Here is a 2,445-nt window from a genome sequence, read left to right as displayed (position 1 = left end):
GGTCCCAATCGTTCCACCGCTCCTGCCTGTCGCCGCATGCGCGCCTCCCCGCCCGCACGCACCCGTGCGACCGGGCAGCGGGGAGGAGGGCTCCGCATGACAACGCGCCCGCAGCGGCACCGGTCGACGTCCGCCGCGCCTCCACCGGATCCTCCGGCGGGAGACCGGGACCGGGCGGCACGGCGTTCGGCGACCACGCTCGGCGCCCTGCCCGCCGCCTCGGCCACCCTGCTGGCGGGTGCCGCCTACGCCGCCGCGCTCTCCCCGCTGCCGACCTCGGCGGCGGTCGGCGCGGGCATCTGCGCGGCGATCGGCTGCGCCGCCGTGACCACCGCGGCCACCGTCTCGTCCCGCCGTGCGGCCGCCCGCACCGCCGTCCGCGAGGAGGCCGTCGCGCGGGAGATCCGCCGGCTGCCGGCTCTTCTGGAGGAGGGCCTGCGGCAGATCACCGCGGCCGCCCGACGGGTCCGGCGCGGTGAGACGGCCGAACCGCTGGAGCTGCCGTCCGCCCCGCCGGCCGGGTCGGCGCCGGGCCCCGCCGCCGACCTGACGGAGGCGGTCCTCCGGACGCTGGCCGAGGCGCACGCGGCGGTGCTGACGGCCGGGTCCGGCCGGCGGACCGACGCCTCCCTGACCATGGTCCGGAAGATCCAGTCGCTGGTCCTGGACGCGCTGGAACTGCTCGACGACGCCCACGACCGCACCGAGGACCCCGAACTGCTGGACGTGCTGTTCCGGATCGACCACCTGGTGACCAGGACCCTGCGCGCCGTGGAGAGCGTCGCCGTCCTGGACGGCCGGCTGCCCCGCGCCGTCCGGCGTCCGGTGCCGCTGACCACGGTGCTGCGGCAGGCCGCCGCGGAGACCGAGGAGTACACCCGGATCCAGGTCGCTCCCCCACCGGCCGGTTACGCGGTGGCGGGCCCGGCGGCGGCGGAGGTCATCCATCTGATAGCCGAGCTCGCCGAGAACGGCGCCCGGTTCTCGCCCGCCGGCACGAAGGTGACGGTGCGGGCCGCGCTGGCGCGCGAGGGACTGGTCGTGGAGATCGACGACCAAGGGCCCGGACTCACCGGCGACCAGCTGGAGGAGATGAACCAGTCGGTCTCCCTGACCCGCGAACCGGACGGCGACGACGGCCGGACCGGTCTGGCGGTGGTCGCCCGGGTCGCCCAGCGCCTGCGGCTGGCGGTGCGCTTCCAGACCAATCTCTACGGTGGGGTGCAGGCCCTGGTCCGCCTCCCCTCCACCCTGCTGCACCTGACCGAGGAGGACCGGCCCGCCCAGGAGCAGCCGGACCACCAGCGGGCCTCGTCGGCCGCCGCGCATCCGACGGACACCCTTCCCCTGGCCCAGGTGCGCGTCGGTCACCGGGAGTTCACGCCCGCCCCGGCCACCGGTCTGCCCCAGACCGCCCTCGACCGGGCCCGCCGGGGAGGCCGCGCGGTCCACACCGGCCGGGCGGTGGGCGCCGCGCCCGCGCCGGAACCGGCGGCGCGGACCGGCGACGGGCTGTTCGGCCCCTACCCCCGCGCCGCCTGGCACGCCGACGACGACCGCGCGGACGGGCGCTGAGGTGGCCCGGCCCCGTACCTCCGCCGCACGGCACGGATCCGACCGCGCCTGGGTGACCGAGGAGTCGGCGACGGTCCGCGCCTACGCCGTGACCACGGGGCGGACCCGCCCCGCCGTGCCGGTGGAACCGGCCTCACTGGTGCGGGCCGCCGCCCGGCCGCCGTACGACGCGGTGTCCCCGGAGGGGCTGGCGGCGGTCCGGCTCTGCGCCGGCCAGGCCCTGTCGGTGGCCGAGCTGGCGGCGCTCCTCCAGCTGCCGCTGCAGGTGGCGAAGGTGGTGGTCGCCGACCTGCTCGACGGCGGATTCCTGATCCACGCCATGCCGGACCGCTCCGCCGACGGCAGCGACCCCTCGCTGCTGGAGGCCGTGCTGGACGGCCTGCGCAACCTCTGAGGAGCCCGCCGAGGGCGGTAGCGGCGCGGGCGTGGGCGTTGTGCGGTTCCCGTCAGTCGTCGAAGTCGACCGAGGAGCACACCACGGCGTAGGTGGAGTAGCTGCCGTGCCAGGACGCCCAGTGCGTGCCGGCGCCGATCACGCCGCCGTGGCAGTCGTGGCCGCCACGGCCGTGGTGGTCGTTGTGCCGGCCGTGGTCGCCCCGGCCGTTGTGGTCGTTGTACCGGCCGTGGTCACCCCGGCCGTTGTGGTCGCGGTCGTCGTCACGGCCGTCGTAGTGGCGGTCGTCGTGGCCGCGGCCCTTGTCGTCGTGGCCGTTGTTCTCGTGGCCCTTGTTCTCGTGGCCGTTGTCGTGGCCCTTGTTGTCGTGGCCGTTGTTCTCGTGGCCCTTGTTCTCGTGGCCGTTGTCGTGGCCCTTGTGGTCACGGCCCTTGTCGTCGTGGCCCTTGCCCTCGTGGCCGTTGTTGTTGTGGCCC

Annotated in this window: 2 protein-coding genes and 1 pseudogene; 2 read left to right on the top strand and 1 reads right to left on the bottom strand. The window is 76.1% G+C overall.

Translation table 11 applies throughout. The annotated features are described in order from the left end of the window. Nucleotides 1-96: 96 nt before the first annotated feature. Both A2U95_RS22825 and A2U95_RS22820 read left to right on the top strand, forming a co-directional pair. Nucleotides 97-1,575 carry a sensor histidine kinase gene (locus A2U95_RS22825; RefSeq protein ID WP_166026234.1) on the top strand — a complete coding sequence of 493 codons (1,479 nt, stop codon included), beginning with the start codon at nucleotides 97-99 and terminating at the stop codon, nucleotides 1,573-1,575. A 52-nt stretch (nucleotides 1,576-1,627) separates the two neighbouring features. After that, nucleotides 1,628-1,969 carry a DUF742 domain-containing protein gene (locus tag A2U95_RS22820; RefSeq protein WP_166026232.1) on the top strand — a complete coding sequence of 114 codons (342 nt, stop codon included), beginning with the start codon at nucleotides 1,628-1,630 and terminating at the stop codon, nucleotides 1,967-1,969. A gap of 52 nt (nucleotides 1,970-2,021) precedes the next feature. Here A2U95_RS22820 and A2U95_RS22815 read toward each other — a convergent pair. Next, nucleotides 2,022-2,445: pseudogene (locus A2U95_RS22815) on the bottom strand (hypothetical protein); the annotation flags it as partial.

This window comes from Streptomyces chilikensis (genome assembly GCF_001642695.1).
In the GTDB taxonomy this organism is placed as follows: domain Bacteria; phylum Actinomycetota; class Actinomycetes; order Streptomycetales; family Streptomycetaceae; genus Streptomyces; species Streptomyces chilikensis.
The sequence above is the reverse complement of the archived record's forward strand: the minus strand, read 5'-3'. Positions and strand labels throughout refer to the sequence as shown.

What these genes read in the sequence shown, in the direction of transcription:
- A2U95_RS22825 (WP_166026234.1), top strand. Translation starts at nt 97, where the DNA reads ATGACAACGCGCCCGCAGCGGCACCGGTCGACGTCCGCCGCGCCTCCA.